Origin of the sequence: Halpernia sp., from assembly GCF_048269545.1 — a bacterium.
Taxonomy (GTDB): domain Bacteria; phylum Bacteroidota; class Bacteroidia; order Flavobacteriales; family Weeksellaceae; genus Halpernia.
In genome coordinates this window covers 466,513-488,806 of record NZ_JBLXIJ010000002.1, presented here as the reverse complement: position 1 = coordinate 488,806, position 22,294 = coordinate 466,513, and the positions used below count along the sequence as shown (strand labels likewise).

At 30.0% G+C, this 22,294-nt stretch carries 15 protein-coding genes; 6 read left to right on the top strand and 9 right to left on the bottom strand.

Going from position 1 to position 22,294, the window contains the following annotated elements:
* Positions 1-14: 14 nt before the first annotated feature.
* The gene (porU, locus tag ACN0WB_RS05500) at positions 15-3,851 is read right to left on the bottom strand and encodes a type IX secretion system sortase PorU (protein ID WP_417429646.1); all 3,837 of its coding nucleotides are present in this window, start codon (positions 3,849-3,851) and stop codon (positions 15-17) included.
* Between the two features lie 201 nt (positions 3,852-4,052).
* On the opposite strand from porU, the gene gldJ reads away from it, so the two are divergent.
* On the top strand, positions 4,053-5,663 hold the full coding sequence (gldJ, locus tag ACN0WB_RS05495) for a gliding motility lipoprotein GldJ (protein ID WP_417429644.1): 1,611 nt from the start codon (positions 4,053-4,055) through the stop codon (positions 5,661-5,663).
* A gap of 137 nt (positions 5,664-5,800) precedes the next feature.
* Positions 5,801-6,589 carry a hypothetical protein gene (locus ACN0WB_RS05490; protein ID WP_417429642.1) on the top strand — a complete coding sequence of 263 codons (789 nt, stop codon included), beginning with the start codon at positions 5,801-5,803 and terminating at the stop codon, positions 6,587-6,589.
* A gap of 123 nt (positions 6,590-6,712) precedes the next feature.
* On the opposite strand, the gene ACN0WB_RS05485 is transcribed toward ACN0WB_RS05490, so the two are convergent.
* The 7 genes from ACN0WB_RS05485 to ACN0WB_RS05455 all read right to left on the bottom strand — a co-directional run bounded on the left by ACN0WB_RS05485 (position 6,713) and on the right by ACN0WB_RS05455 (position 15,477).
* Positions 6,713-7,999: an ABC transporter permease gene (locus ACN0WB_RS05485; protein WP_417429640.1), complete on the bottom strand. Its 1,287-nt coding sequence runs from the start codon at positions 7,997-7,999 to the stop codon at positions 6,713-6,715.
* 1 nt (position 8,000) lies between these two features.
* Positions 8,001-8,915 (bottom strand): ABC transporter ATP-binding protein, encoded by a 915-nt coding sequence (locus ACN0WB_RS05480; protein WP_417429638.1) that lies wholly within the window; start codon positions 8,913-8,915, stop codon positions 8,001-8,003.
* An 83-nt stretch (positions 8,916-8,998) separates the two neighbouring features.
* Positions 8,999-9,634 carry an HXXEE domain-containing protein gene (locus ACN0WB_RS05475; protein WP_417429637.1) on the bottom strand — a complete coding sequence of 212 codons (636 nt, stop codon included), beginning with the start codon at positions 9,632-9,634 and terminating at the stop codon, positions 8,999-9,001.
* Positions 9,635-9,669: 35 nt separating this feature from the next.
* Positions 9,670-10,659 (bottom strand): tRNA dihydrouridine synthase DusB, encoded by a 990-nt coding sequence (dusB, locus tag ACN0WB_RS05470; protein WP_417429635.1) that lies wholly within the window; start codon positions 10,657-10,659, stop codon positions 9,670-9,672.
* Positions 10,660-10,761: 102 nt separating this feature from the next.
* Entirely contained in the window at positions 10,762-11,118 is a 357-nt protein-coding gene (locus ACN0WB_RS05465; protein WP_417429633.1) for a four helix bundle protein, read from the bottom strand.
* A 70-nt stretch (positions 11,119-11,188) separates the two neighbouring features.
* Entirely contained in the window at positions 11,189-12,058 is an 870-nt protein-coding gene (locus ACN0WB_RS05460) for a ChaN family lipoprotein (RefSeq protein WP_417429631.1), read from the bottom strand.
* Positions 12,059-12,291: 233 nt separating this feature from the next.
* On the bottom strand, positions 12,292-15,477 hold the full coding sequence (locus ACN0WB_RS05455; protein ID WP_417429745.1) for a hypothetical protein: 3,186 nt from the start codon (positions 15,475-15,477) through the stop codon (positions 12,292-12,294).
* A gap of 332 nt (positions 15,478-15,809) precedes the next feature.
* Between ACN0WB_RS05455 and ACN0WB_RS05450 the strand changes: the two genes are divergently transcribed.
* From ACN0WB_RS05450 to ACN0WB_RS05440, 3 genes are all read left to right on the top strand, one after another.
* The gene (locus ACN0WB_RS05450) at positions 15,810-16,697 is read left to right on the top strand and encodes a T9SS type A sorting domain-containing protein (RefSeq protein ID WP_417429629.1); all 888 of its coding nucleotides are present in this window, start codon (positions 15,810-15,812) and stop codon (positions 16,695-16,697) included.
* Positions 16,698-16,786: 89 nt separating this feature from the next.
* Positions 16,787-17,686, top strand: coding sequence for a T9SS type A sorting domain-containing protein (locus tag ACN0WB_RS05445; RefSeq protein ID WP_417429627.1), 900 nt, complete (start codon positions 16,787-16,789; stop codon positions 17,684-17,686).
* Between the two features lie 90 nt (positions 17,687-17,776).
* Complete coding sequence (locus tag ACN0WB_RS05440) at positions 17,777-18,337, top strand: hypothetical protein (protein WP_417429626.1); 561 nt, start codon at positions 17,777-17,779, stop codon at positions 18,335-18,337.
* A gap of 178 nt (positions 18,338-18,515) precedes the next feature.
* Here ACN0WB_RS05440 and ACN0WB_RS05435 read toward each other — a convergent pair whose 3' ends face one another.
* Complete coding sequence (locus ACN0WB_RS05435; protein ID WP_417429624.1) at positions 18,516-21,338, bottom strand: aminopeptidase; 2,823 nt, start codon at positions 21,336-21,338, stop codon at positions 18,516-18,518.
* A gap of 93 nt (positions 21,339-21,431) precedes the next feature.
* On the opposite strand from ACN0WB_RS05435, the gene ACN0WB_RS05430 reads away from it, so the two are divergent.
* On the top strand, positions 21,432-22,289 hold the full coding sequence (locus ACN0WB_RS05430) for a DUF4846 domain-containing protein (RefSeq protein WP_417429622.1): 858 nt from the start codon (positions 21,432-21,434) through the stop codon (positions 22,287-22,289).
* Positions 22,290-22,294: the final 5 nt, after the last annotated feature.

Below are 22,294 nucleotides of genomic sequence, written 5' to 3'. Positions count from 1 at the left end.
TTTTTTAATCTTTTTTATTTTAATAATACCATTTTTTCTACTGCAGTTGCGCTTCCTTTACATTTATCTTGGTTTTGGCTACGTGCAAATATTTTAAAAATATAAACGCCTTTTGCAACAGTATCTCCAAAATCATCTTTACCATCCCATTCTATTGCAGTTCTGGGTGTTCTAAAACCTTGGAAAAAGGGCTCTGCTGTAACCTGTGTAGAAATTGTTTTTACTAATTTTCCTGTAATAGTGTAAATCTGCGCATTTACATCTAAAATATCTGCACAATTATGTTCAAATTGAATGTAGGTTTTATCTGTAAAAGGATTCGGCCAATTTAGTAATTTTTTAACAATTAATTTTTGATCACTTTCATCTTTTACTATAAAGTTTAACGTTTCCGTAGTAGAATTATTATTAATATCCCAAACTTTAAAAACCAATTGATGCGCTCCAGGTGTTAAATTTCGGAATGGATATGAAACGTTTCCTTTTTGATAATCTTCTAAAGTAGGGTTAACACAACCATTTCCTTCACCAGAAAAATAGAAATCATTTAAAACTGTAGTATTAATAACTTTGCCATCTAAAATCACAGTAATATCGTGACCAATTCCTGATCCGGTAGAATTTATTCCCGTGTCATCACTTACACAAGCTAAAAAAGTAGGATTTTGATCTGTAATTCCGCCATCTGCAAAATTGGTATTATTCATAAAAAGATGAACAACAGGAGGTGTATTGTCATTTAAACCGTTTGGATTAATATCTCCGATTTGGTAGGGTTGATTAATGAAAACATCAAATTTTTTGTTATCTGCATAAGCTAAAATCCTTCCTGTTCCTATTGTATAATTAATGTCTTTCGGAACGTAGAATTTTATAGAGAATTTACCGTCCTTAACTTCTCCTGAAGTTTTTACAATAGGACTTCCTTCTTCGGTATAATTTAATATTGGTAAAACATAACCATCATTATTTAAAGTTTTTTTATTTAATATTTTATCGAAAATATTAATAGAAATTCTTCCTGAGAAAGTTTCATCTAAGGTTCCATCGGGTTTTTTAACTTCTCCATTTATGGTTACAAAATCTAAAGCCCGCAATTGACCGGGAATTGGAGAAACTATATTATTTATTGTTATTAATTTTTTTGGACGACTAAGTTTCATCGCAGGATCTCCCAAAAAATTTACTTTTAAATGGTTAGAATTTGGACCTTTTATAATTCTTGCGTTTAAATAAGCGTCTCCTAAACTTTTGAAATCATCGTTTTCTAATTTAAATAACTCATCAATTAAAATTGTAGTGAAATCTATTCCGTAATCAATTCCAATTGCGCGACTAGAAGTAATCATTGTTGCTGCACCACCGGTTTTAGATTTTATAACTTGTTCTCCAGTAGAATTTGTTGAAGGGTCATCCCAAAGTGTAAATTCACAAGTAATTGTTGAGACTAAAGGAAATCTACTATAAACAGCATTAAAATTATTAAAATTTTGAACTTCTGTAGATGTTAAAACTCTTTCTTGCGCCCAACCATTAATTCCACCATGTCCAAAATAAAATAAAAATAAACTATTACTTATATCATTGCTTATGGCTTGGTTTACTTGAGGAAATCTTTGTCCACCTGCCGTATTTACGGCAGGGAAAGAATCTAAATATAATTTGCGAACATTATACTCTGGTTTATCTGTATTTGCTCCTTCAAAGTTAACTGCGATTGCATTGTTAGTTACAGTATGAAAAGCAATTCCACTTGTATCATTTTTTAAATCATCATCTACTACAAAATCCAATTTCATACGCCATTCTCCAAAAGGTGTAGATTGATTTGGTAATGCATTATAATAAGCTAAAGTTTTATCAATCATTAATTTTGCTTCAGAAACATTTGCAGCAGGTAATCTTCCAACTGGTAAATTTGGAAGCAAAGTTTGGATATTATTTGAAGTTTGATTTGCCGTCATCACGAAATAATCGTCTGTAACAAATGATGAACTGAAACTTTGGCTGTATTCACTTTCATAACTTGGAATTATATCTGATGAAGGAAACTGAACTCCTTTATAATCAAAAGAAGTATCTCCTAAAATCATAAGATATTTTATATTGCCATTTGTAGTTTTTAATCTTGTTACTAGGTTTCGAATTGCTGTAATATCTTTGCTTCCACTAGAAAATTCATTATAAATTTTATTAACATCTACAACTGCAGTGTTATAATTTTCAGTATTTTTATGATAATCCGCCAAACGTTGCGCTTGACTCAACATTTCTGGCGTTGTAATAATTAAATAATCAATATTTGCTAGTGAAGATAAATCTTGATTTCCAATTTTATTTACAAAAGTAGGTTCGTAAGCTGAAGAATTTTTAAAAGCAACAAATTCATTACTAAAATATTGATTGTCTGAAAGATATCCAAAATTAAAAGTGTCACCAGAAGTTTTATTTACTTTCTTTTTAGAATTTGTAACATCAGAAACATCCCAAATTTCATCAATTCCCGTGGCTCCAGAAAGAGAAAATCCATAAAGTGTATTGCTATTTTCAGCAATATCATAACTGCGAAAATTCATCTGAGAACCATTAAAAACTAAATCTTGTTTATAGGAAACTTCGGCATAATTTAGATAAACTAAACCATTTGGATTAGAACCTATAGTTGGCTTATAGTTAAAAGTAATTTGGTTTCCAGTAATTCCATTTACAACGCCTCGGTAATCGGTAAAAACATAATCTTGTCCACTTGTAGAATAAGAAAAATTATTTTCATTTTTGTCATTAATGTTTATTTTTAAAGAATTTCCTTGAAATTGATAAGGTGCAACTTGTGTTTTATATATAATATTATCATCTGCTTTTATGGGTGTTTTGGTGGTAAATGAAATGCTTTTATCACTATTAAAATAATCGCCTAAGAAAATACGACCGATTTTTAATAAATTTATTTTGTCTTCATCTAAAACTTGGTAGTCATCATATCTAGTAATAAGATCTGAAGGAAGATTACTATCTACGGTTTGGACTCTTTTTCCTTCACCAATATCAAAATTTATAAAATAATAAGAATAATTTTCATAAATATTTTTTACATGAAAACTTTTATCTGTTCTAGTTTCTGTTAGCCGATTGGTTGGATCTCCTAATTGTCCTTTGTAAATATTAAATCCATCGGGACCTTGTGCGTAAAATAATGCGTAATCACTATCATTCCAAACACCGTCAGATTCTCCAATAACTTCAATTGCATCTTCTTGTAATGTTTTATAATAATTATCTTGGTTATATTCAGGTAACATAAGACCACCATTGCCATAAATTCTAAAGTTTTTCGGATTTATATCTGCAGGATTAATTCCATTTGCACGCAAGAATTGAGTAGTAATTTTAAAAATTCCAGATTTATCAACTTTTATTTTATAAAAAGTACCTTGTTTTAAAGGATTATCTGTAGTTCCAAATCTATTTATAAAACTTCTTTGCGGTTTATTATCTTTATTTAATGAAAAACTCACTAATCTAAATATTTGTCCATTCTCCATTTTAAAAGCGGCAACTCTTATAGAAGCATAATTTTCACCATCTTTTTGGTAGGAACTTACACTTACATCATTATTAGATTGCAAATCGTATTTAGAAATATCAAATAAATCTTTTTCTAAAACCTTTGCCCATTGTATATTTTCTACTTTTAAAAGATCTTTTGTTTTTTCATTTATACGAATAATGATATTTCCATCTTCAAAATAGAAACCTTCATTGGAAAAATATGGCAAAGTTTTAATTTCAGAACCAAAATTTATTTTTGTGGAACCATCCCAATTAAGAGTTATGTTTTGGGCACTTAACATTGAAAAAATGCTAAAGAAAATAATAAATAGTAAATTGCGTTTCATATAATAGTAATCGGCTACAAATTAAACGAAAAAATTAAAATATTCTTATAATAACAATAAAATATATTTGTTAACGTTTTGCTAAAAACCCAAATCATTATTTGATTAATTGGATTATTTATTTTTTCTTTGTATCCTGAAAATATTTAAGATAGTATGAACAAACTAAAGTTGTTTTATTTAATAACATTATGCGCTGCTTTTATACTCACAAGTTGTGGCGGAGGTAACTCCAAAAAAGGTGGCGGTACAAAACGTTTTACGAGTAAAACGGGTTGGAAACCAAATGATAAAAAAGGTTGGTTTTTTACCGGAAAACAACAAAAACAAAAAGGTTGGCCAGGAATGGTTTATGTTGAAGGTGGTACTTTTACAATGGGATTGGTAAAAGATGATGTAATGCACGATTGGAATAATACACCACGAAGAATGCAAGTAAGTTCATTTTTTATTGGTGAAACTGAAATTACAAATTATGAATATAGAGAATACGTAACTTGGTTAAAGTATGTATTTCCACCATCTGATCCTAATTTTAAGGAAATTTACACAGGAGCTTTACCAGATACTTTAGTTTGGAATAATAAACTTTCTAGAAATGATTTTGCTGAAAGTTATTTTCGCGCTCCAGAATATGATTATTATCCAGTAGTAGGAGTGACATGGTTACAAGCATCAAGATATTGTGATTGGTTAACGAATCGTGCAAACGAAAAAGCATTAATGGATAAAGGAATTTTATCAAAAGATTATTATATTAATGAAGCGAATAATCAAGGTGCAAATGCTTTTAATTTAGATAAATATAAAGCGAGTGATGCAGAACTTGATGCTCTACTAAACAAAAGTAAATTGCAAAAAGCAACCGGCATTAAAACTACAAATGCCAGAATTGCCGCTGCAAATCGAAATGCAATGTCGGGATTAGTTGAAAAATTCCGCTTACCCACAGAAGTTGAATGGGAATTTGCCGCACTTGGTATGCAAAAAGATAGAGAATATAATTTATATAAAGGTAAAGAACCAGAAATTGATAAGTTAAAAGGCAAAAAAGGAAGAAACCGAGGAATGTATTTAGAAAATTTCAAAATGGGACAAGGAGATTATTCCGGTGTTGCAGGTTGGAAAAATGATGGTTCGCCAATAACTTCTGATGTAAAACAATATCCATCTAATGATTTAGGTATTTATGGAATGTTTGGAAATGTGGCAGAATGGACTGCAGATGTTTATAGACCAATAATAGATGAAGAAGCAAATGATTTTAATTATTTCCGTGGAAATATAACGAGAAAAGTTGAAAAAAATCCAGATGGAACTTTCAAGAAAATTGAAGATAATACTGTAAAATTTGACACACTTTCTGATGGTAGATTAGTTTATAAAGGATTACCTGGACAATACGCTAGAGAAGAAACAGCAGATAACAGAAACTTTAGAGATGGTGATTTTCAATCTTCTTTAGATGCAGGTTATGGAAGAGAACAAGATAGTACAACCGCAGCTTTCACAATGTATAATTCCAGCAAGAAAAAATTTATTGTAGATTCTAAAGGTCGTGTAATTTTACAAAAAGACACTAAACAAAGAACTACAAAAGTTTCTGATGAGGTTCGTGTTGTAAAAGGTGGTTCTTGGTTAGATACAGCTTATTGGTTAGATCCAGGACAAAGAAGATTTAAAGATGAAACAAGAGCTTTTGGTTGGATAGGTTTCCGTGTTGCGCAAGATGCAAAATCCAATACTAAAGGAAGAACAAAAAGATAAACACTTCAAAAAATACTAAAAACCTAAATCTTATGATTTAGGTTTTTTTATTTTTATTTTACTAATTAAATTAATTCAATAAAATATTTATACATTTTAAATTAGAAATCAATATCTTTATCTAAATTATTTTAAAAATGAAAACTATCTTTTATATTGTTTTGTTTTTGTGCTGTAATGTCTTGAATGCGCAAAAACTATCGGATTATAAATACATTTACGTTCCTCAAGATTTCAAGGAATTTCATGATAATCAATTTGATTTGAATTCTAATTTAGTAAAAAAACTACATTCAAAAGGTTATGAAGTAATTCAAAAAGATAGAGATAATTGGCCAGAAGAATTAAAACAAAATCCTTGTGAAGTCGCGTTAGTTAATGTAGTGAAATCTGGTAATATGTTTAAAACTAAATTAACTTTAGAAGCTAAAGATTGCAATGATAAAGTTATTTTGTCACAACAAGGCGTTTCAAACGAAAAAGATTTTGAATTAGGTTATAATGAATCACTTCAGAATATTTTAAAAAATATTCCAAATTCTTCACCAGTGAAACAACCTTTACAGATTAAAATTGATAAAGTTGAAAATACTTATGTAGATAAAGTTCAAAAAAGTGAGGAAGTTAAAAAGGAAGAAATAAAACCTAAAACTAATGAAGAGAATTCTAAAAATACTTCCAATAATTACACGAACGGAAATTTAAAATATCAAAAAATTATTATTGGAAACGGAAAATTTATTTTACTATCGCCAAACAGTTCCATTCCTTTTGCAACATTTACAGAAACATCTAAAAAAGATATTTTCCACGTCGTTTTAGAAAATGGATCTATGACTTTAGGTTATCTTGAAAACGGAAATTATTTGATTGAAATACCAAATAAAGATGGAACCTTTAGCAAAGAAGTTTTTGAGAAAAAGTAGATTTCAGAAATTTTAATTTAGATTTAAAAAAAATTCAACCATAAATAATGGTTGAATTTTTTTTGTTTACTAATTACAAGCAACTTCACATCTAAACAACTTCACAACTTTACAACTTCACAATTAACTTCTAATCCATTTCCAAAGTTCTTTTGCGCTTGCTTTATTGCCATACATCAAAATTCCAACTCTATAAACTTTTGCCGCAATATAAACCATCAACAGAGTGGTTGCTAATAAAATCACAACAGATAATATAATTTGCCAAATTGGAACGCCAAAAGGTATTCTCGCAATCATCGCAACTGGCGAAGTAAAAGGAATCATCGAAAGCCAAAATCCCATCGGTCCTTCTGGATTATTCATTATAGAAAAACTTCCATACATTCCGAGCATTAAAGGAATTATAGCAAAAAGTGTGAATTGTTGCGTTTCAGTTTCATTATCAACAGCAGAACCAATTGCAGCGTACATTGAGCTGTAAAAAATATAACCCAGAAAAAAGAAAATAAGAAAAACAGTAATTATTAAACCATAATTTAAATCCAATAATGTATGAGAAATTTGTTTTAAAATTTCTAAAATATCAAATTTCCCTAAAATATTTTCACCCGATGTTGAAGTTTTGTTTAATAGAAAAGCGCCAATTACAGCCATTGTAATCCAAACAAAAAACTGTGTGAGTGCTACAAAAGTAACACCTAAAATTTTTCCCATCATTAGTTCAAATGGTTTTACTGAAGAAATAATAATTTCTACCACACGATTGTTTTTTTCCTCCAAAACACTACGCATAACACGAACGCCATAAATAATGATGAACATAAAAACAGCATACATCAAAACCATACTTAAACCAGATTTTACACCAAAGCTTAAATCAGAATCTGCTTTTTTATTATCTACAACATTTTTAGTACTCAGATTAAAACTTCTATCCAAATCGCTTAATTGATTTTCCGTAATTCCTAAATTTTTAATCTTTACTTTTTTCACCAAGCCAGAAATATCCGAAGCGATTTTCTGTTTTGTATCAAAACCAATTTTAGTATTTAAAAGTAATTTTGTTTCCTTTTCAAAAGTAGTGAAATCATTATTTTTTAATTCTGGCAAAATCAAAATTCCGTCCGTTCCTTTCATATCTTTTAAACTAGAAACGATGGATTTTTCCGCACTTTCTGGGACATAAACGTATTTTATATTTTCTGTAGATTTCAGATGTTCTGCAAAAACACCGCTTTTATCAACTACATTAAAAGTACTTTTTGTTTCGTTTGCTTTAAACATCACTGCGATTATTGCACCAAAAGCAATAAATAAAAGTGGCGCTAAAAGTGTAAGAATGACGAAAGATTTCTTTTTTACCTGCGTTAGAAATTCGCGTTTGGTAATGAGTATTATATTTTTCATTTTAAAAAGTTGGTGCGCTTACAGCATTAATAAAAACTTCGTTCATACTTGGTATTTTCTCGTCATAGGTTCTGATATTTCCACTTGAAAGCAAATCTTGTAAAATTATTTTCTGCTCGATTTCACTTTTTAAATCAAAAGAAATTAAATGATTATCCTGCTTGATGTTTTTAATATCGTATTTACTTTTAAACTGCTCAAAAGTTTCATTTTGAATATCCGAAAGTGTAACTGAGAAAATATTTTTCTTAAATTTTTCTCTTACATCAAAAACTTTTCCGTCAATAATTTTTCTTGCATTATCAATCAAAGCGACGCTATCACACATTTCTTGCACACTTTCCATTCTGTGAGTTGACAGAATAATAGTTGCGCCATCTTCTTTTAATTTTAAAATTTGATCTTTAATTAAATTTGCATTTACCGGATCAAAACCAGAAAAAGGTTCATCAAAAATTAATAATTTTGGTCGGTGCAAAACCGTAACCACAAACTGAATTTTTTGTGCCATTCCTTTAGAAAGTTCACTCAGTTTTTTCTTCCACCATTGGTCAATTTGCAATTGCTCAAACCAATATTTTGCTTGGTTTAAAGCATCATTTTTGGTCATTCCTTTCAGTTCACCAAAATATAAAAGTTGATCTCCCACGGTCATATTTTTGTACAAACCACGTTCTTCCGGCATGTAACCAATTTGTCTGATGTGAGATGGATTTAGAAGTTCACCATTAATAAAAACTTTCCCCGAATCGGCTTGAGTAATTTGGTTGATGATTCTTATAAAAGTTGTTTTTCCTGCGCCATTTGGACCGAGAAGTCCGTAAATGGACGCTTCTGGAACATCAATTGAGAAATCTTCCAGCGCCAGTTTTTTTCCGGCATTATAAGTTTTGGTAACGTGTTCCGCTTTCAGCATTATTAATTTTTATTAATTAGTATAAAAATGATAAACAAAGTTACGGAAAGAAGTGAAATTTTGCTCTTGTGACAATAGGATTTTTATTTCGACTTTCTATCTTTTGGCAAAAGATTTCTTTGCTCAAAAATATAAGTTGTCTTTTTATTAGAAAGCCAAACAATCATTTTTAAAATACCAAAATAATTTAAAATCAATCCTAAAATAATCCCAATAAGCCAATCTTGATTTGATGCTAGATTTTCTCTAAAAATTATTTTAAAAAAATAATAGATAATTGGTACAAACAAAAGCCAACAACTTGCTAAACCCGCATTATAAAAAGTTTTTCCTTTAATGTTAAATAAAAAAGTATGCGCAATAATATTTCCAGAGGAAATAAGAATGGCTGCAATTCCCAACCAAATTGCTTTTTCTGCAAAAATTGCTGCTAAAAAATAAACCAACCATCCCAGAAAAACATTGATTAACATTGCAGTATTCGTATTCAGCGGAAATCTATCGGGCAAATTACTTTTGAACATTACTGTATTTATCATTCCAGGAAAAGTACCTGCAAATCTATATTCTTCTAGTTGATGCCAGAAAAGTGAAACCAAACTGCACCATAAAATCAATTGATAATCGCTGAAATTTTTAAAATTTAAAATAATAAATCCGATGCAGAGTATTGATAAAAATCCGCCAATATCAAACCAATGTTTTCTAAAAGCTTTCATTAGAAAATTAAATTTCCATATATTTAGAAATAAGGTTAGAAACTAAACTCCTCATAAAACTCTTCAGTTTCAGCAATCACTTCAGCCATTTCTTCCATATTTAAAACTTCTAAAAACTTCACGCGGAATTCTTTAAAATGAGGAATTCCACGGAAATAATTGCCATAATGTTGTCGCATTTCTATCAAACCTAATTTTTCGCCTTTCCATTCTGTGCTCCATTCTGCGTGTTGGCGAACGGCTTCTAACCGTTGTGCAATTGTGGGTTTTGGCAAATTTTCTCCAGTTTCAAAAAAATGTTTTACTTCATTAAAAATCCACGGATAACCAATCGCACCACGACCAATCATAATTCCGTCACAATCGTATTTTTTTCGATATTCCAAAGCTTTTTCTGGTGAATTAACATCGCCGTTTCCGAAAATCGGGATTTCAATATTTGGATTATTTTTCACTTTTGAGATATAATTCCAATCGGCTTCACCTTTATACATTTGGGAGCGCGTTCTGGCGTGAATTGTTAAGGCTTTAATTCCAGTTTCTTGAAGTCTTTCCGCCACTTCCATAATATTAATTGTTTCCGTGTCCCAACCAAGTCTAGTTTTCACAGTTACAGGCAAATGTGTAGAATTTACAACGGCTTTAGTAAGACGAATCATTAAATCTATATCTTTTAAGACGCCGGCTCCTGCTCCTTTGCAAACGACTTTTTTTACGGGGCAACCAAAATTAATATCTACTAAATCGGGTTCAACCGTTTCCACGATTTTTGCTGAAAGTGCCATTGCTTCTTCATCGCCGCCAAAAATTTGAATTCCAACAGGACGTTCATAATCGAAAATATCCAACTTTTGTCGGCTTTTCATGGCGTCGCGAATCAAGCCTTCTGAAGAAATAAATTCAGAATACATTAAATCTGCACCGTGCATTTTACACAATCTGCGAAATGGCGGATCTGAAACATCTTCCATCGGAGCCAAAAGCAAAGGAAAGTCGGGGAGTTCTATATTTCCGATTTTTATCATGGGGCAAAATTACGTAAAAAATGTAAAGTTGTAAAGGCGTAAAGTTGTAGGTTGTAAAGACGTAAAGTTGTGAAGTTGTGAAAAAGGTAAATTGTTTTTTTATTATTGTAGAGAATTATAAAAGGCGTTTAGTTGGTTGGTAATTTTTTCTGCTTTCTCTCGTAATTCTAGATATTCTTCATTTGACAAAAATTCTAAATCTAAACACAGAATTAGAAAATTGATAACTTCCAAACTTGTGCTGTAAGAAATATTAATAAATTTTGCTTTGTCTTTATTTGTTTTTCTGGAAGTTCCTTCTGCGATATTTGCAGTAATGGAAGTTGCCGCACGTCTCAATTGATTGGTAATCCCAAACTGTTCCTCTTTTGGAAATTTTTTAGAAATTTTATAAATATCCAAAACCAAAATTCTTGCATTTTGCCAAACTTCCAATTTTTCAAAATAATATTGATACATCCTATTTTTATTTTTAGATTTTCACAACTTCACAACTTCACAACTTCACAACTTCACGACTTTACGCCTTTTAATACGTTTTCGTCATATCACTAGGAATTACCAAATTAAAATCTGTCAGTTTAAAATCTTTAGTTGGAAGCAATAATTCTGGATTTTCACTTTCAAAAATAGAAATTACAGCAATTTTTAAATTCGGATATTTTTGTCTTAAATACCAGTAAATGCCGCCGAATTCTTTGCTGTGATAATCGCCATTAAAATGCAGAAAAGTATAATCAGTTTTTAAATTATTAAAAATCGATTCCGCCATAGTTGCATCTTTCGTGGCTTGTGCAGAAACAAAATTCATGGCTTTGTCTCCCGAATGCTCCGCCATCATTTTTTTCATTCCTTCGTAACCTGGCGTTTCTAGTGAGACAGAAATCGGAAGTTTTGCAATCCATTTTTTCTCATTTTCTGAAAGAGAATTCAAAGATTCTAAACCATTTTTTGCAACTAATGAAGCATATTTTCTGGGGATATTTGAAGCAATAAATTCGAGGTTTTTTTCTTTTGCAAAATCTACAATCGGACGATAATCGGTTTCATAATTATTCCAAAGTCGCACGGAATCTTTTAAATTTTTGGCTAAAATTTTACCGTTTAAATATTGATTTAATTGCGTTTGATTATCTCTTTCAAACATTTCTGCACCCAAAATCAGTTTTCCTTCTTTTTGCTTGTAAAGTTCTTCTGCGATTTTAAATTCCAACCAATGAATCATAGAATTATTGTGATATTCACCAAATAAAACCACATCAAAATCAGCGAGTTTTTTGATTAATTTTTCAGTTTTAATTTCCCTTCCATTTTGATTATAAAACTGAAAGGCTTTTAATTCTTGCGCTTTTAAACTTGCAAAACAGAAAATAATTAATAGAATAATATATTTTTTCATAAGAATAAATGTAATTAATTTTTACAACTTCACTACAACAAAATTTCACGCAAAGGCGCAAAGATTTTCGCTAAGAGCGCAAACTTTCTATTTTTCAATTTTTAAAAATATTCGTGCATTAGTGGCATATATTTACGTCAAACGTCAATAAAATGTATTTTTTTTGAATATTTACCTTTGAACTCTTCGCGTGAGTTCTCTTTGCGTCTTTGCGTGAAAAAAACTATTCGCTACTAAAAACTCGCTTTCACTTGCACACTTCCAATATGAATCGTTCTTTCACCAGAATTTCTGCCTTCGTAATTCAGTTCCAAATTAATAAAAGAATTGATTGGCTGTTGTAAAAATAAAGACCACACTTGGTTTTTTCCGGGCTTCAAACCATCAAGCATTTGATTTCCAACAATACTAAAACTGTTTCCCGTAAAATTATTATTAATGAAAGAAAAATTAGCACGAAGCGAAGTTTTCCGCCATTGCCATTGCAAAGTTCCGGTTAAATCTAAAGTTTTCAGATTTTCTGCGCCATCAATTCTGCGCTTTTCTCGGAACGATGTGTAGAACTCGGTTTGCAAAGCATCTGTAAATTTATAAGTGGCTTTTGGTTTGGTTTCAAAATTTTGCAATTGGTAATCTCGAGAAGCAAAAAGTTCCGAAGAATTTTGAATTTGGGTGGTATTATTTTCCCAATCAATGCGGAAATCTTTATTAAATAAATAACCAATATTCAAGAAATGTGAACTTTGATTGCGTTCTTCATTGCTAAAATTAGCGTTAATTAAATTGTCATTTTTAATAAAACGGTAACTTCCATTCCAACCAGATTTATCCGTTGGATTAAACAGAACTGAACCTAAAAAGTTTTGATTTTTTAAAATTTGTCGGGAATTTTTTTCAAATGGATTTAATACAAAAACTTTATTTTCTTTGTAAAAAGAATTTTCTGAAAGTAAAGAAATATTGAAATTCCAACGTTTAAAAAACTTGTTTTCCGAGTTTAAAACTGCAGAAGGATTAACAAACAAAGCGAGTTGTAATTTATTTTTATTGCTCGGTAAATATGTGACTGTATTCGTATAAACTCTTATATATTGCGCCAGATCAGAATATTCTGCGACTTCAAATTCATCCAATTGCTGAATTCCATCGCCGTTATAATCTGTCCATTTATAGATTCCTTGTCCGTCTGTTACTTTTAAATATTGAAATTCTCGCTGCGCTTCTTGTCCGTTTCCAAGTTCATAAAAAGCTTGCAAACGCATTCCGTTATTGAATAATTTCTGATTGTACAATAAATTTCCGATTACAAAATCTTGATTTTGATTGGGTTTAATTGGATTATTTTGATAGAAAAATTTTCGATAATGAATGAGTGTCGTTAAAGTCGTATTTGATGTTTTAATCAATTCACTTTCAAGCATTAAACCTAAAATTTGATTGGTGTTTTGCAATCTGTTATCTCGCACAGAATCATTATCTCTGAAATAAACTTTCGCCAATAATTTTGTTCGTGTAGAATCGCCGATTTTTTTCTGCAAAAACGCTTCTTTCCAACTGTAACTCGTAACATCTAAAAGATTTGTAGTATTAAAATTTTTCAAATTGTGTTCAAAACTTCCGCCAATTGCCCAACTTCCTTTTGGCGTTAAATATTCTGAAATAATTTTGCCGCGATAAAAATTGGAGTTTTGATCAATTGCTTTTGTATCAAGGTAAGAAACGGAACCTGTCGTTAAAATTTTTCCTGTTTTAAAACCAAAATCTGCTTCGTTTTTAATTCCAGTGTACGTATTTTTTTCGTCTAAATAATTCAGTTTATAATTCAAAAAAGAATGCGTTCCAAATTGGTTTAAAAAACTGAAAATTAACCTATTTTGCGTGGTTTGATTAAACTCTTGTTCTAAATTAAAATCACGAGAAAATTCTACATCATTAATTCTGTCTAAAATATGAAAACGATAATCTATGTGTTGAAATTCTAAACTCGGCGTTCCTTTCCAAGAGTTTTTTCTAAAAGTTTTATAACCGAAAATTCGTGTGGCGTAACCAATATTTTGAGAATTATCTTTGGATGAAAATAAATTGACATCATAATTACTTAAAGAAAAATCTGCTCCAATTTTTCCTTCACCAATTTTATATTCTGCATTTCCGCTAAAAACTTGGGATTTTACTGGAGCAGGTAATTTTCTCACGGCGCGATAACTTCCTAAATTTTGTCCAACATATTCAAAAACACGTCCATTATTTGTAGTTTGTTTGATATTATAATCGCCCAAATTTGCACCGAAGTATGTGAAAGAAACTTGGTAAAGTGTCTGCGTTTTATCTGTAGAAAATTGGTAATAATTTCCAGCAGCACTGTTTATTAATTGATATAAAATTTTATTCGCATCATATTCTGTTACAACACCAGATGGCGCAAACATTAAATCTGGATTATTTCCTGCGTTCACTAAAATCTGCTCATCTTCCTTGCTTAAATTTAAAGAAAGTGGCGCGTTTTTATTATCATTTTCCAGAAACCAATTGAAGCCTAATTTTAATTTTTCTCTTTCGTGTTGTACACTTCCAGTAACTAAAAATCTTGTGTAATTTCTGTTGGTGTAATTATAAGAAATGGTAATATAATTTTGTTTAAAAATCGGACGGTAACTTGTGAAAGTGAGTTCTCCAGTATTATAATTAATGACGTAATCTTGGCTTTCACCGCGTTTCATTAAAATTCCATCAATAAAAACTTGTTCAGAACCAGAAAGAATGGTAATAAATTGTTCGCCATTTTTCCCAGTTAATCTGTAAGGACCTTGGTTCCCTTCTACACCTTGGAAACGAATTCTGTAAAATTCACTGCGTGCAATTCCTGCGGAGAAATCTAAATAGGTTTTATTTTTTTCGCCCAAGATAGTTTGAAATTGTAAACCCAAACTTTTCCTTTGGTAGCGACTGAAATAGGTTTTATCGTCGATTAAATCGATGTGTCCTGCCCGTAAAATGGAATTTTTTTTAATATTGAGTTGGATATAAATTTTATCAAACTCTTCCAAAGTTTGCGTGTATCCATCGGCTTGTATTGGCAAATTATGATCTGAAATACTCGCTAAAACTGTAACATCTTTAGAAAGTCGCCCAGAAATTTGAAGATCTAAAGAAGATTGTACAGATTGACCTTGGTTATTTCCAAACGTAATTCCACGGATTATAGAACCATTTGATTTAATATTTCCAAAAGCTGAATTTTTTGGATTTTTTACCAAAATGGCTTCATCTACAATAATTTTATTTTTGGTTTTTATAAAATCTAAAGTGTCTTTTGTAAAATAATCTCTTTCTATTTTTTTTGAAATTAAACTGTCTTTAGAAATAGAATCATTTTTAAGATTGGGGTTTTTCCACGTGAAAATCTGAGAAAATCCCAGAGAAAATTCTAAAATAAGAAAACAAAATAAAAGAATTTTTTTTACCAAATATTAATTTTTTAAAGTTTGTAAAAATATCAAATTCAAGAATATAAGATGGGTTTTTAATTTATATTTCTAAATGCTATTTTAAATAAATGTTTAACGTTTCCTAAGACTTTATATTTTATTTAAATAATATTTAATGAGAAACAACCATTTTAAAGATTAAGTTTTTTGTGAAAAATAAATCTAACAAGAAATTATAATTTATTAACTCAAAGTTAATACTAGAATTAAATTTTTTCTACTATATTTGTAACAATATTAATCTTTAAAAAAATTATTTTATTATGAAAAAACTTTATTCTTTACTAGCAATTGCAATGTTTTCAGTAGCAGCAATTGCACAAACGACGACCCTCGCAGAATATACCTTTGCAAGTTTAGCGGGTGGTACTAATGATTATGGAACTAGTCCTTTAACTGCAACAACAACTGATCCTAGTCTAACAGTTGGTGGCTTAACAAGAGGATCTGGTATCGGTACTACAGGATCTGGTGCTGCAGCTGCGTGGGGAGGTAATGACTTTACAAGTACCGATGCTGCATCAGCAATTACTTCAAATGAATTTGCAACATTTACGATTACTGTAAAAACAGACTATAAAGTTTCTCTTGCAACTATTAGTAAATATAATATTAGACGTTCCGGTACAGGACCCACTTCAGGACAATGGCAATATCAAATTGGTGCCGGCTCTTTTGTTAATATAGGTTCGGCTATTACTTGGGGTTCAGGAACGAACAGTTCTGGTAATGAGCAAGCTGCAATCGACTTAAATGCTATAAGTGCTTTACAAAATCTTGCAGCGGGAACTGTAGTTACTTTTAGAATTCTTGTTTTTGGAGCGTCAGCAACGGGTGGAACTTGGTACATTAATTCAAAAGGAACTTCCAAAACTCTAACTGTATTAGGAAAAGCAGTAGATTTGACACTAGCAGTAGGAGATTTAAATTCTACAAAAGTAAGTTTGGTAAAAAATACTTCTGTAAATAATACTATTACTTTTGGAGCAAAAGCAAATGTTCAAATTGTAAACGCAAATGGGCAAGTTGTAAAATCTGCAAATGTAGAAAATGGAACTGCTTTAGATGTTTCTACACTTAGAAAAGGAATGTATATTGTAACTGCAACAGTAGATGGCAAAAGAGTTTCTCAAAAAATATTGAAAAACTAGACTTCAATTTGATCAAAAAAAACTGTTTCTTTTTGGAAACAGTTTTTTTTTTGTAGTTTAGCATTATATTAAACAAAAAAATATTTAAAATGAAAAAAATTTTTACAATTTTCGTTGCTGTAGCAGCAATGTCTGTAGCCAACGCACAGTTAACTTCGGATAATTTTAATTACACAGGACTTTTAACTGATCATGGTTGGGTTACCCATAGCGGAACAAGTGGTCAATTGTCTGCGAACGGCAGCGTTGCGAATTTAGCTTATGGTAATACAGAAGATGTGAATAAAGGTTTTACAGCGGTTACTGTTAGTCCAGCGGATGTTACTATACAATATACTGCGACTGTTAATTATACAGATGACACAGGTTTATCAACTTTTGGTGATTATTTTATGTGTCTTGGTGCAACATCGGGTGCTTCTGTTACTGTTCTTGTTGCAAGATTATATGCAAAAGCAAGTGCAACAGGTTATACTTTGGGCATTCAGAATACTAGTGGTGGAACTGGAACTCCAACTTACGGTACAGAAGTCGCGTATGGTACTCCATCGAATGTTGTGGTTACTTACAACGCGCTTACAAATACAGCAACATTAAAAATTAATTCTCAAACATTACTTTCAAATGCAGCTGGAACTAACGCTGCTCCTACAACTATTGCCTCAATTTGCCTCAGACAAGGATCGGCTTCATCAGCATCAACTGGTAATGCATCTATTGACAATATCGTTGTTACTAACGCAAGTTTAGGAGTTAATGATATTTCTAAAGTAAACAAAACTTTAGTAAAAAATACAAACGTTTCTAACTCTATTTCGTTTTCTGCAAAAACTGATGTACAGATTTTAAATATGAACGGACAAGTTGTAAAAACTGCGTCAGTAAATGAAAATACACCATTAAATGTTTCTTCTTTATCAAAAGGAATTTACATTGTAACAGGTGTTGTAGATGGTGAAAAAGTTTCTCAGAAAATTATGAAGAATTAAAAATTAGTTCTTTAAACTATTAAAACTGTTTCTTTTTTAGAAACAGTTTTTTTTTGAATTTTATTTAGTAATATTGAAAAAAATATTTAAATGAAAAAAACACTTGTAGTTTTAGCTTTGGGAACGCTCTCATTTGCAACTGCACAAACCAATGCTTTCAAAGGTTCTGATTTTGAGAACTTCAAAGATTTTACAGAAAGTTTAAACCATTATGGTTTGAAATCTTACGCGACGCAAGACGCGGGAAAAGGAATGGGAAATTCTGCGGCACTCAAAATTGAGGGAACGCCTTCTGGAAATGATTATGTTTTTACAAGTAATGCAACGGAAACGCTTCCAGCAAATATTAAAGAAATCACTTTTATGGTAAAAGGAAAAGCAGATAAATCTTTGTCTATTAATCTGTATAAAACAGATGGCTCTTCTTATAAATTTAATATTGGTGATTTGAAAGCAGATTCAAAAATATCACAAAGTGATAATAATAATTACAATGGAATGATTGATACAGGAGAAAAATATGTAAAAGTTACTTTAGATTGCAGCGGACTTACAGATATTAATAAAAGCAGTTCTAATAATTTTCTAGCTATAAAAGTTGGAAAAGAGGTGAAATATAATTTGGATATTGATGATATAAAAGTGAATTAGAATTGAAGAAACGACGCAATACTTTCAATAAAAAGTAAGAGATTCTTCACTTCACTTTGTTACGTTCTGAATGACAAAAGGAGTTTTATAAAAAGTCTGAAATTTTATTTCAGACTTTATTTTTTATTACTCAATACTGAATACTGAATACTGAATACTCAATACTCAATACTCATAATTAATACCAACCGCGTCTAAAATAATTGGTAATCGCACTGAAGTTTAAATTTAAAGTAAATCGAATTCTTTTTCCGTAATCTTTAAAAGCAGGTTCAAATCCTAAAGAAGACTGAATCGGAAAATAAATTTCCAGGAAATCTGGGATAATTTTTACTTTCACTCCACTGTCCCAAATAAATTGCGCACTATGATATTTGTTTTTATAAATTCCGGCATCTGCATAAATATTAAACATTTTCCAAACATGAGAATCTATATTTCCACTGGTAATCCATTGGTTTACAGAAGTCCCGATATTAGATTTAAAACCGCCTTCAGCTAAAATAAATTGCTGAGAAAGTAATCCTGTAGTTTCACTTTGTCCTAATAATCCATAGGAAAAAGAATAATTAGAAATTTTAGAAATACCAAAATCAAATAAATTGTTTTTGGTAGAATTATTTAGAAAATAACCACCGAAGAAACGAAAACTAATTTTTTTATTCTGCGCATATTCCCATCTGTAAAAGAATTCACCTGAAATTTTCTGAAAATCCTTCATACTTTGGATATTTCCTGTAATGTATTTTTCGTGAATTAATTTACTGTCGCTGTAACTATAACTTAAACTCCACAAATCGTATTTATTATAATCGGTAGAATTCATTTTTTTTGGATCCAAATCCCGATCAAAATTAGAGTAAGAAAGATTTAGATTTCTACCAATAGTGCTTCGTGGATTTTTCGTGAAATTGATGTTTGCTGCGGCTGAAAATTTCTTATAAGCCAAATTATAATCATAATGAAAATAGGATGCAGAAACTCCTAAAGTTAAACTTTGATAAAAGCTTTCGGGTGGTAAAAAACTGTAAGAAATTCCACCAGAACCTGCAATTTGATGCGTTCCTGTGCTATAATAAGGTGTAAATGAATAAATAAAAGGTTGATCAAAAAGTGATTTATTTTTAAAATTAATTCCCAAAAGCACTTTGTCATAAGCATTAAAAGTTAATTTTGGATTGATGTAAATCTCGTTATATTCTGGGTTTGGAATATCTTGAAAAATTTTAAATTTAATTTTCTTCATATTTGCAAACAAACCTTTTGTGTAAATATAATTATCCCGATAACTTTTTTCGGGGAAAATATATTCATCATTGATGATTATTTTATCGGCATTTTTTTGCGGAATATTATAATGCAATTCACTTTTATTTGCGGGTGTATCGTAGAAATAAGTTTGTTTTTCGCCAGATTTTGTTTCAGTTTCTAATTTAAAAGGCAAACTTAAATCTGTATTTTTTTTAATTTTAATTTTAAATTGATTGTCCACTTTTTTAAAACTTTTAAGATTAAAATTATCCCGATTTTTCTCTTTCATAAAAGCTTCAAGAAAAGCAGAACTGTATTGAGATTTTACAGCCAATTGGTTTAAGAAATCTTTTGTATCAATCTTTTGTTTAGCATTTTTCGCAAAATAAGTTTTCAGAAAATCATCGAAATTATCTGTTCCCATTTTTTGAGCTACAAAATTAAATAAGCTTCCCATCTCAAAATTGCTGATTGCCATATCATTAAAATTACTGAAAACAGTATATGGCGAAGCAATTTTTTGATCTAAATTTTTACTTAAAATATAATGGTAAGCTAAACCGTAACGTTCGGTGAGTTTTAAATCTGAAGCGTTAAATAATTTTAAAGGTTTTAAACCCAATATTTTCACTTCATCTGGTAATTGTCCGAGAAGTTTTGTATCTTTATAATATTGATTTAAATATTCAATTTCTAAATAGGTTTTTAAACCGTTTTTAAACCAATGGTCATTTATTTTCTCTGTGATGAAACTTTGGTTCAGAATATCTTTTGAAATGATACTAAAATAATCTAAATCAATTTTTTGTGCATCTGTAAAAAGTTGGAATTTAAATTTCCAAAATTTAATATCATTATTTCCGAAAAAGTTTTCTTTATCTTTAAATTTCTCATCAATGAAAATTTTTGAAGGTAAAAAACCAATTTTATCTTTAATAAATTTCAGTTGCAAAGGAAGATAAAATTCTAAATTTTGCCGATCAACATTAGAAATTGGATACGCGAAATAAATATTAATTAGTTGATTATTTACAGTAAAAACAAATTTATTGAAATCGTTTTTTTTGCTAATTTGCACTTCTGGATCTACGGATAAAGTCCCGGAGAAATGATTTTGATCTATTTTATTTAAATTACTTTCTGCCGCAAAATTCTCTGGAAATTCTAATTTAATATTCCAAAAAGTTCCTGCGTTTTGGGTTTCTTCTACGTCTTCAAAATATCTTTGGTATTGCGCTGAATCTTCAAAAGTATCTGGAACTAGAAAGAAGTATTTTAAAATTACTTTATCACTTGAAGAACCGTATTCTGTAAATTTATTTAGAGGAAGTTTTAAAACGTAATTTAGTTCAATTTTTAGAGATTTACCTGATTCTAACGGTGTTTTTAAATTTAAATAAATATTTTCATCATCTAAATTCTTGATCTTTTCTCTTTCATTATTTATAGAAATATCGAGATTTTCTAATCTTCCTAAATCTTCTTTTTTCGCAAAATACAAATCGCTTTTCCGATCTTCTAATTTTCTGTATGAAAGTGGGGTTTTCTGATTTTTATAGGAAGAAATCCAATTCAGTAATTTTATTTTAGAAATATTTTCGCCTAAATTATTATGATAAATTAAAGTTTCTTTTACATTTAAAGTTCGCAAATCCTGTTTCAAAACTGCGTTTACAGAAATAGAATCTTGCTGCGACAAAAGTGTGGCATAACCGAAAAAGAAAAAAAGTAAAAAACTGAAGTGTTTCATTTGCTATTTAGATTTTCAAATATAATTGTTATAAAGCAAAAAACGAGTGTTTCGTAAAAATTTTCTACCTTTAAAATTAAATACGTTTTTCCCTTGAATTTTAGATTTTTAAAATTAATTATTCTTTTTTTTCTGCTTGTAAAATTTCAAGTAAAAGCACAAGTTGAAGAAAATACGCGCTTGTTGAATATCGACGTAACAAAAGAGACGATTAGAACTCGGTTTCAACCACCAAAAAATTACAAATGGGTTTCTGAAGCGCCAAAATCTTTTGGTGAATATTTAAATTATTTTCCACTTTATCCGCAGAATTTTCCTGTTCGAGATTACCAAAAAATACCTGTGGAAAATCAGTCTTATCACGCTGCAATTTTAAAAATTGATGTAGGAAATAAAGATTTGCAACAATGTGCAGATGCGTGGATTCGTCTTTATTCAGAATATTTGTACGCTAATAAAAGATTTGATGAAATTGGTTTTCATTTTACCAGCGGACAATTTATTTCTTGGAAAGATTACGAAAATGGTTTGAGAACGGAGGAAATAAAAGACCGTGTAAAGTTTATAAAAACAGAAAATTTTGATGATTCCTATCAAAATTTCAGGAATTATTTAAACTTGGTTTTTAATTATGCGGGAACCATTTCTTTGGATAAAGAAAGTGAATTAATTACCAGAAATGAAGATATAAAAAGTGGAGATTTTATTATAAAACCCGGAAGTCCAGGTCATTCTGTAATAATTGTGGGTGTTGCGAAAAATAATTTAGGAAAAAAATTATATTTACTCGCAGAAAGTTATATGCCCGCTCAAGATATTCATATTTTAAAAAATTTTCAAAATAAAAGTATTTCGCCGTGGTATGAATTAGATGTAAATTCTAAACAAACAATTACAGCAAAATATATTTTTGAACCAACGGCTATTAAACGATTTAAAGGGAAATTATAAGTTTT

Coding starts and splice junctions, on each gene's coding strand:
- ACN0WB_RS05440 (WP_417429626.1), top strand. CDS start 17,777: ATGAAAAAAACACTTGTAGTTTTAGCTTTGGGAACGCTCTCATTTGCA.
- ACN0WB_RS05485 (WP_417429640.1), bottom strand. CDS start 7,999: ATGAAAAATATAATACTCATTACCAAACGCGAATTTCTAACGCAGGTA.
- gldJ (WP_417429644.1), top strand. CDS start 4,053: ATGAACAAACTAAAGTTGTTTTATTTAATAACATTATGCGCTGCTTTT.
- ACN0WB_RS05445 (WP_417429627.1), top strand. CDS start 16,787: ATGAAAAAAATTTTTACAATTTTCGTTGCTGTAGCAGCAATGTCTGTA.
- porU (WP_417429646.1), bottom strand. CDS start 3,851: ATGTTAAGTGCCCAAAACATAACTCTTAATTGGGATGGTTCCACAAAA.
- ACN0WB_RS05460 (WP_417429631.1), bottom strand. CDS start 12,058: ATGAAAAAATATATTATTCTATTAATTATTTTCTGTTTTGCAAGTTTA.
- ACN0WB_RS05435 (WP_417429624.1), bottom strand. CDS start 21,338: ATGAAACACTTCAGTTTTTTACTTTTTTTCTTTTTCGGTTATGCCACA.
- ACN0WB_RS05465 (WP_417429633.1), bottom strand. CDS start 11,118: ATGTATCAATATTATTTTGAAAAATTGGAAGTTTGGCAAAATGCAAGA.
- ACN0WB_RS05475 (WP_417429637.1), bottom strand. CDS start 9,634: ATGAAAGCTTTTAGAAAACATTGGTTTGATATTGGCGGATTTTTATCA.
- ACN0WB_RS05480 (WP_417429638.1), bottom strand. CDS start 8,915: ATGCTGAAAGCGGAACACGTTACCAAAACTTATAATGCCGGAAAAAAA.
- ACN0WB_RS05450 (WP_417429629.1), top strand. CDS start 15,810: ATGAAAAAACTTTATTCTTTACTAGCAATTGCAATGTTTTCAGTAGCA.
- ACN0WB_RS05490 (WP_417429642.1), top strand. CDS start 5,801: ATGAAAACTATCTTTTATATTGTTTTGTTTTTGTGCTGTAATGTCTTG.
- dusB (WP_417429635.1), bottom strand. CDS start 10,659: ATGATAAAAATCGGAAATATAGAACTCCCCGACTTTCCTTTGCTTTTG.